At 48.5% G+C, this 8,446-nt stretch carries 5 protein-coding genes; all 5 read left to right on the forward strand.

Going from position 1 to position 8,446, the window contains the following annotated elements:
- Positions 1-73: 73 nt before the first annotated feature.
- The 5 genes from GPL15_RS23475 to GPL15_RS23495 all read left to right on the forward strand — a co-directional run bounded on the left by GPL15_RS23475 (position 74) and on the right by GPL15_RS23495 (position 8,036).
- The gene (locus GPL15_RS23475; RefSeq protein WP_215701109.1) at positions 74-1,564 is read left to right on the forward strand and encodes a DUF3604 domain-containing protein; all 1,491 of its coding nucleotides are present in this window, start codon (positions 74-76) and stop codon (positions 1,562-1,564) included.
- Between the two features lie 249 nt (positions 1,565-1,813).
- Positions 1,814-3,739, forward strand: a complete 1,926-nt coding sequence (locus GPL15_RS23480; protein WP_215701110.1) for a DUF2264 domain-containing protein — start codon at positions 1,814-1,816, stop codon at positions 3,737-3,739.
- A gap of 9 nt (positions 3,740-3,748) precedes the next feature.
- Positions 3,749-5,548, forward strand: coding sequence for a hypothetical protein (locus GPL15_RS23485; protein WP_215701111.1), 1,800 nt, complete (start codon positions 3,749-3,751; stop codon positions 5,546-5,548).
- Positions 5,549-5,577: 29 nt separating this feature from the next.
- Entirely contained in the window at positions 5,578-7,752 is a 2,175-nt protein-coding gene (locus GPL15_RS23490) for a response regulator transcription factor (protein WP_215701112.1), read from the forward strand.
- Positions 7,753-7,799: 47 nt separating this feature from the next.
- A complete protein-coding gene (locus tag GPL15_RS23495) occupies positions 7,800-8,036 on the forward strand; it encodes a hypothetical protein (protein WP_215701113.1) in 237 nt (78 codons plus the stop codon).
- The last annotated feature ends 410 nt before the right edge of the window (positions 8,037-8,446 follow it).

Genomic DNA, 8,446 nt, shown 5'->3' on the forward strand with positions numbered 1-8,446 from the left:
CGGTAGCAGCGCCAAAACGGCGGTTAACAATAATAATAACAGGCTGCAGGGCAGCAGAAGGAGAGACAACATTATGAATACTTATTGGGGAGATCTGCACAATCACTGTGGAATTACATATGGTTTTGGAAGTTTGTCCAACGCTATAAAGAGGGCGAAAAGCCAACTGGATTTTGCCGCATTTACAGGCCACGCCATGTGGCCGGATATGTATGAAAAAGCGCCGGGAACGGAATTTGTGGTTAATTTCCATTTAGAGGGATTTAAGAAATTACAGGATCATTGGGAAGAGATCAGAAAAGAAGTGGCAAAAGCCAACGGGGCTGATTTTGTGGCAATCCAGGGGTATGAGCTTCATTCCAGAGAGTACGGCGACCATCATCTGCTTTCCATCGACGATGAACTCCCGCTGATCTACAGGAATTCACCGAGGGAATTGGTGGAGGACTGCGGCAAGGACGCCATTGCGATTCCCCATCATATCGGATATACGCCGGATTACCGCGGAATTGACTGGAAGAAGTTCGACAATACCATTTCACCGGTTGTGGAAGTTTATTCCAAACACGGCTGTTCCATGAATGAGGATGCGGATTATCCATATTATCACAACATGGGGCCGAGAGATACCAGGGATATGGTGGACGAGGGCCTGCGCCAGGGACATAAATTCGGATTCGTGGGTTCCACGGACCATCATGCGGGATTCCCGGGATCTTACGGGGACGGACTGGCTGCCGTAGTTGCAGAAGAGAAGACGAGAGAGAGCATCTGGGCGGCGCTGAAAGCCAGACGGACATATGCGGTTACAGGCGACAGAATCCTCTGTGACTTCAAGGTAAATGATTCCTGGATGGGAAGTGAGATCACAGCCAACAACAGGAAGATCCGCGCCCATGTGGAAACAGAGGGTACTCTGGATAAGATCATCCTCTATAAGAATTATAAACCGGTTCAGATCATCAACGGCGAGACCTTCCAGGAAGTGAACCAGGAAGGATGTTATAAGATCCGCGTGGAAATGGGATGGGGCAATACCAGCCTGTACCGCTGGAACGGAAACGTTCAGGTGGAGAACGGAACCATCAAAGATTATAATACTTATTTCAGGGGCAGAAGCGTTCTGGCGCCTTCAAAAGATGAAACATATGATGAAAACGACATCAACGACATCGAGACCTATTCAGAATTAAAGAGTGAAAATGAGCTGGTTTGGAGATGCGATACGGTGGGAAATAAATCCACCCTTCATCCGTCCACTTCATCCATTGTTATTAAGGTTCAGGGCAGCTTGGACACGAAAGTGACCTTCAAACTCAATGACAAAACATATACCGCCACAATCGGGGAACTGATGAATTACGGTTATACCGCTCATATGGAATATTATCACTCCCAGGCATTTAAGATCTTCAAAGCCCTGCCGGAGACAAAATATACCTTTGATCTGGAATTAGAGGACAATACGCCGGAAAATGACTGTGATTACTATCATCTGGAAGTGGCTCAGAAGAACCGCCAGTGGGCGTTTGTGTCACCTGTATATGTAAACAGGGAGAAATAAATAGAAACTGTGCGTCTGTTGGGACGGCGTAACAGTTCAGATAGGTCTGCGCATTTACTGCGCGGACCGTACGAAAACATAGCGGTTGCAGGCATCCAGCCCCTCGCCGCAGGCGACTTTAATGGGCTGGATGCGTAACAGTTCAGACCTGTCTGAACTGTTACGGGACGGCTCATTTTCCTGGCCGGAAAAATGGTCTGAAAGCCGTCTGAACGGTTAACGTAAACTTGAATCAGAATGGAGAAGGATATGCAGGAGATGAGAGAAAACCCGTTAAAATCCAGGCAGGACCTGCAGGATTTGGCGGAGAATATGATATCCTGTGCCGTTAAAAAATTAAGCCCGCAGAAGGCCTGGCTGAACGCCGGGGAGAGCGCGGCCAAATATCCTCATAAGACAGCCTGGATAGAGGGATTTTTAAGACCTCTGTTCGGGCTTGTCCCATTAAGTGCCGGAGGTTATGAAACGGGGCTTTGGAAGGACTATTTGGAGGGGATTAAAAACGGTACGGACCCGGATTCGCCGGAATACTGGGGAGATTTGGACGGCAAAGATCAGAAAATCGTGGAGATGACCACTCTGGGCCTGGCTTTGGCTATGGTTTCCCAATTGGTTTGGGAACCTCTGGACAGCCGGGAGAAAAAGAATCTGGAAACCTGGCTTTTGAAAATTAACGACGCGCCTCTGGCGACGAATAACTGGCTGTTTTTCCATGTGATCGTTAACCTGGGGCTGAAAAAAGCCGGGGCATCATACAGCCGGGACATCATGGAAACGGCTTTGGATGAAATCGAGAAGAGCTATCTTGGGGACGGATGGTATTCGGACGGCCCCACCCTTCAGAGGGATTATTATATCGCTTTTGCCATGCATTTTTATGGATTGATTTACGCGAAGCTGATGGGGCATGAAGACCCGGTCCGGGCGGAGCGGTATAAAAAGCGGGCTTCGGAGTTTGCGAAGGACTTCATCTGCTGGTTTTCCGCGGAAGGGGACGCCCTTCCTTACGGGCGGAGCCTGACCTACCGGTTTGCCATGTCTGCATTCTGGAGCGCTCTTGCGTACGCTGAGGTGGAGGTTTATCCCTGGGGCGTTGTAAAGGGAATTATATTGAGGAATTTGAGATGGTGGATGAAGCAGCCTATATTTGACCAGGACGGGCTTTTGACCATCGGATACCGTTACCCCAACCTGAAAATGGCGGAATTTTACAATGCGCCGGGATCGCCTGCATGGGCGATGAAGGCATTTTTAGTGCTGGCCCTTCCGGAGGAGCATCCCTTCTGGACGGCAGAGGAAGAAAAACTTCCGGAGTTAGATTCCGTTTCAGTCCAGAAACATCCGTTTATGGTTCTGATGAGAGGGGAAGGAGGACGCCATATCCAGGCATTGGCTTCCGGCCAGTACGCCAGGTTCGAGCCCAGCTTTATGGCTGCGAAATATGAGAAGTTCGCCTATTCCAACGTATTCGGGTTCAGCGTTCCGGGAGCGGAGTATGGGCTTGACCAGGGGGCGTTTGATTCCATGCTGGCTCTGTGTGAAAATGACGATAATATGTACCGGATGCGGCGAAGTTGTGAGGAAGTCCGGGTGGATGAATCGGGAATTTACAGCGTGTGGAAACCGTGGGGGGATGTGACCATCCACACATGGCTGATTCCCTGCGGTTCCTGGCATGTAAGGGTGCACCGGATTGAGAGCGGGAGAGAGCTGACCGGAGGCGAAGGGGCTTATGCGGTAAACTGTGATTTTTATGAGAAAGACTGTAGTTTTTATGGGGAAGACTGCGGCACTCATGGGGAAGGCTGTGGAATTCTTGTGGAAAATAACACGGTTTGGGAGACCAAAATGGGGATGGAGGCCGACGCTGACTGTGCGGAGGCATTTTTCCCTTGGGGCTGTACTGGAATTGTCAACCTGGAAGGGGACAGGGCCGGGATTATGACAGCGGCTCATCCAAATACCAACATCATGTATTCCAGAACCGTGATTCCCACATTAAAGGGAAAGATCGGGGTTGGTGAAACATGGCTGGCCTGTGCCGTTTTGGGCACAAAAACCCGGGAAGAAGGGGAAATGGAGTGGAACAGGAGGCCGGAATATGAGCGGGCCGGGTCCATTTTCCGGATCAGCTATGGGAACTGTGTGCGGGAGTATTCAGAAGCGGAGGAATAAGGGACACTTATGAGCATATGTGGGGATTTGTTGAGGCAATGGTGTGGAAAACTGCTGGAATTACAGGTCAGGTCTGTGGATAACCCCGCTTTAAAAGGCGGGATACTCTGCCCGGCCTGCGCGGGAATCCATGGAAGGTGTTTTGATGCGGTTTACCCATTTCTGTATTTGGCTGATGTGGATCAGGACGACAGATATTTGGAAGGGGCCAAGCTGCTTTTTGACTGGGCGGAGCAGACGGTATCCAGAGAAGACGGCTCTTATGTCAATGATACCAATTCAGAGTGGAAAGGGACGACGGTTTTCAGCGTGATCCAATTGATTGAAGCGCTGGAATACCACGGGCATATTCTGGATCAGGAAACTTACCAAAAATGGAAGGCGAGAATTGGGAAGGCGGCGGAATTCCTGTGCGGATTCAAGACATTTGAAGTCTGCAATGTGAATTACCGGATTACCAACAGCCTGGCAATGTATTTGTGCGGGACATTTTTGGGGGAAGACAGATATATAAAGAGGGCCAGGGAGCTTGCCGCTCTGGCAGTCGGACAGATTACGGAAAATGGCATTCTGATAGGGGAAGGGCGGCCGGTGGACGGTTACAGCGCCAAAGGATGCCGGCCTGTGGATATCGGGTATAATGTGGAAGAATCTCTGCCTTCCTTTATTCAGTACGCATACCTGGTTGGCGATGAGGAACTGAAAAAGACGGTGAGAAAGGCGCTGAAGAGCCACCTGCTTTTCTTCCTGGAAGACGGCGGAATTGATAACAGTTTCGGCACACGTAACTTCAAATGGACCTATTGGGGCAGCAGGACTTCCGACGGCTGCGCCCTGGGATATCTATTAGGGGCGGATGAGGAGCCGGAATTTGGAATTGCCGCCTATAAGAGCTTGAAGCAGCTTGAAAAATGCACTCATAACGGATTTTTATACGGCGGCCCTCATGTATGGGAAACAGGAGAACCGCCCTGCGTCCATCACGCATTCAGCCATGCCAAGGTGCTGGCGGGGATTCTGGACCGGGAGCTGGAAGACCGGCTGGTGGATGGGAAACTGCCCAGAATGGAATTAAAAGAGACCATTTATGTGGAAGAGACGGACACTTATCTGGTGACAAAAGATGGTTATACGGCAACGGTGACGGGTTATGACTGGGAGTACTTAAAACTGCCGGGAGGCCATGCCAGCGGAGGGACGTTATCCCTGCTGTGGCAGGAAAAGGCCGGGCCGGTTTTATGCGGGAGCATGTGTGATTACAATATGAAGGAAGCCAATAACATGCAGCTTCCCCGGTTTTTGCATCATGAATGCCTGACGCCCCGGCTGGAATTGGCGGTTGGAGATAAGGTATACAGCAGTATGTATGATTATGGGTGCAGGCTGGAGTGTGAGGCTGCGGAGTGGGGAGTGAACCGGGGGACGGACCAGGAAGCGGATCAGGAGACAATTGTGCGCGCAAAAGGGCGGTTTACCGATATTGGACAAAACCGGCTCCCGGGAGACGACGGGGCCTATGAGGTGGAATACTTGTTCGGGAAAGATTATATCCGGGTCAGCGCCACAGTGGGATCAGGGGCCAAGTGGGTACTTCCGCTGGTGTCTGAGCGCCGTGAAACGGTTATAAAAGAAGAAAAATGCATTCTGATACGGAAAGAGAAGGCCGACGTTAAAGTGGAGGTTATCAAAGGGACTTTGGCGCTGCCCTATGAAACGGAGAGAATCTATAATCTGGTTCCCGGAGTGGAAGCTCTGAAAGTGGAAATTGAGCCGGAAGGCGGTAAGATTGCATTTTGCTTTTCATTTTGATATAGTTATTCTGTATTGGGGGAAAGCGAATGAATAAAAAGAAAATGCCGCCGAAAAGTATTATTTTTTATAAACTTTACCTGGTGAATATAGTCATTACCGTGGTATTTATCTGTATGATCGCCATAATCTGCAGTGCGTTCAGCTCCAGGCTGATCCTGAAAAATATGATCGTATTTAACGAGGACATGATTGAGGAAAAGAGCAGCGCTCTGGACGAGCGGGTCAGGCAGCTTGACGAAGCGGTTAATGTGATGATCGGAGATGAAAATGTATTTAAATTTCTGATGACAAATGAATACTACTATGAACGGCCGACGGCGCTGTTGAGGATCATACGTCATTTTCAGAATATTTGTTCCAATAACAGCCTGATTGAAGGGATCTGCCTGATCGATGCCAAAAGAGGGATTGCTGTTACGGAAAAGACGAAAATGGGGCTGGATGATTTGGGGCCGCTGCCGGATTACCGGAAGCAGAATTCATTTATCATAAATGAAGACGGCAATGAGAGGCAGTTGGAGTTTGTCAAGGTTTTTGAACCGGTAAGAGGGGAAAAGGACGTTTATATCATATTGACCATCAATGAAGACACTTTTACCAATAACCTGCTGATCGGAAGCGAGACGGAGATGGTCAAGAGCTATCTTATGACCAGAGACGGGGACGTGCTTTCGGTGGATGGGGTCGCTGACATTGACCCGGAGATTAAAACACGGTTACAGGATCAGGTTCAGAGCGCGGAGAAGATCAATATGGACGGTCAGAACCTGGTGCTCTATAAAAACCGTTCGGAGGTATCGGACATTTCCCTGGCAGCCGTTCAGGATTACACCTATCTTGTAAAGGAGGCGGGAGCGGTTAAAAAGATCATCATCATAGCCAGTGTGCTGATGATTGCCGCCGCCACAGTCATCATTTACCTGTTCTCACTGTACGTCTATAAGCCGTTAAAGCAGCTGGGTCATAAGCTTCAGGGAATTGCGGCGAAAGGGCAGCCGGAAAAGGTTACAAATGAATACAGCCTGATCGAAAATGTGGTCAATGAACTTCAGACGGAAAAGGAATATGCCCTTCCTTCTGTGGTCCGTGATTCCATAGCCAAACTGGTGATGGAGATTTTCGATGAGGAGAGATTTGAACATCTGAAACTGATTCTCCACCAGAATATGAACTTTGAGTGGAATGAACTGGTTATTACGGAGTGCGAGAATAAAGAGGCCAGAGGCACGATTATCAACCGTTTCCGGGAACTGATTCAGAATGAAGCGGAAATTGACGGATTTTTTGCGGGACTGACCGCAGACCGCTGTGTGGGGATTTTTAACACATCATTTGATTACGATGAATTTCTGCATAAAATTGATGAAGTGAAAATGACGCTGGAAAATGAAGACCAGATCAGGATCACCTGCTGTGTCAGCCGTAGTTTTAAAAACCGGGAAAATATGAATCTGGTTTATTCGGAGACTTTGCGGACGCTTGATAAAACCTTCTTTAAAGGTAAAAATACGCTGATTTACGAAGCCGCCCCCGTAGCTGAGTATAAGAACGAGTATTACAACAGGGAAATTGAGAACCGGCTGACCAAATATGTGACGGAAGGCAGTATGGAAGAGGCTGTGGAAACCCTTCATGCGCTGACCAAAGATTTGAGCAATAATGCCACGGATATTCAGTACACCAGGTTCGTATATTTTCAAATCTGCAATAATCTGATTAAAAATGTGCTGGAACTGGGAGGGAAACTGCCAAAGGAATACAATGAAAAAGACATTTTCCAGTCGGTGTTCAGTGCAGAAAGCATATTGGATCTGGAGCGGATGTCGGAAAAAATGCTGCAGGCCTGTATCGCCAATTTTGAGCGCCGGGAGAAGCCGTTTTCACCTAATGTGGAAAAAGCAGTATCCTTTATTATAGCCAACTACTGGAAGGACTTGTCTCTGGACGATGTAGCCGGCGCGGTATTTCTCTCATCCGGCTATCTGAGCATCATCTTTAAAGAGGAGACCGGGTATACGGTTCTGGAATATATTACATATATCAGGATGCAGAAGGCAAAGGATCTGGTTCTTCAGACGCCTGCGCTTAAAGTTAAGGAAATTGCGGAACAGTTGGGATATAATAATGTGCAGAGTTTTATACGGTATTTTAAGAAGTATTACGGGGAAACGCCGATGGCGTTTCGGAAGAAAGATGGGTGAGATCTTTATTTAGTTGATTGGTGAAGGTTACGCCATGAATCCAGGGAATGGGGACGGACGGGGGCGGAGGCCTGCTTGGAGGTGTGGCGCCGGGCAAAGCGGAATCCGTTGGCGATGAAAACCTGCTTCCAACCGTAAGTGAAACTAAGGCTCCAGGGACGGAAAAAGACGGTGCGATGCCCATTCACGGTAAACTCTTTATGGGACTTTACCGTTCAGTGGGCATCTCAGAAACTGATTTGGGTTTCAGTTTCTGCCCGTCTTTTTCCGTCCCTGGAGCCTAAGTTTTACTAACGGTTTCCAGACGGCTTTCATCGCCAACGGATTCCGCTTTGCCCGGCGTCACACCTCCAAGCAGGCCTCCGCCCCCGTCCATCCCCATTCCCTGGATTCACGGCTGTGTACTGGTCTGATAACGGTTAAATAAAGATTTGGAGAAGGGAAGGAGAAAAGGCAGAGAAGCGTTTGATTGAGACGGTGTTTGGTATTTAGAGCAGATTATGGTATAGACATTTCAAGTAACTGACGTGGGGAATAACAGTAAAAGGTCAAGGCATTTTCGAAAATGCCTTGAGGGTTGATGTTAAATGGTGTGGGGATTTACATTAAAGGGCGAAGCCATTTTCGAAAATGCCTTCACCCTTTATGTCACCCTTTATGTTAAATTTGCTTTTAATTACTTTAGCCAGAGAAA

The organism is Clostridium sp. MCC353 (assembly GCF_018785315.1).
GTDB lineage: Bacteria > Bacillota > Clostridia > Lachnospirales > Lachnospiraceae > CHH4-2.

Excerpts from the sequence above, each read along its gene's own strand:
- GPL15_RS23475 (WP_215701109.1), top strand. The coding sequence starts at position 74 with ATGAATACTTATTGGGGAGATCTGCACAATCACTGTGGAATTACATAT.
- GPL15_RS23480 (WP_215701110.1), top strand. The coding sequence starts at position 1,814 with ATGCAGGAGATGAGAGAAAACCCGTTAAAATCCAGGCAGGACCTGCAG.
- GPL15_RS23485 (WP_215701111.1), top strand. The coding sequence starts at position 3,749 with ATGAGCATATGTGGGGATTTGTTGAGGCAATGGTGTGGAAAACTGCTG.
- GPL15_RS23490 (WP_215701112.1), top strand. The coding sequence starts at position 5,578 with ATGAATAAAAAGAAAATGCCGCCGAAAAGTATTATTTTTTATAAACTT.
- GPL15_RS23495 (WP_215701113.1), top strand. The coding sequence starts at position 7,800 with ATGGGGACGGACGGGGGCGGAGGCCTGCTTGGAGGTGTGGCGCCGGGC.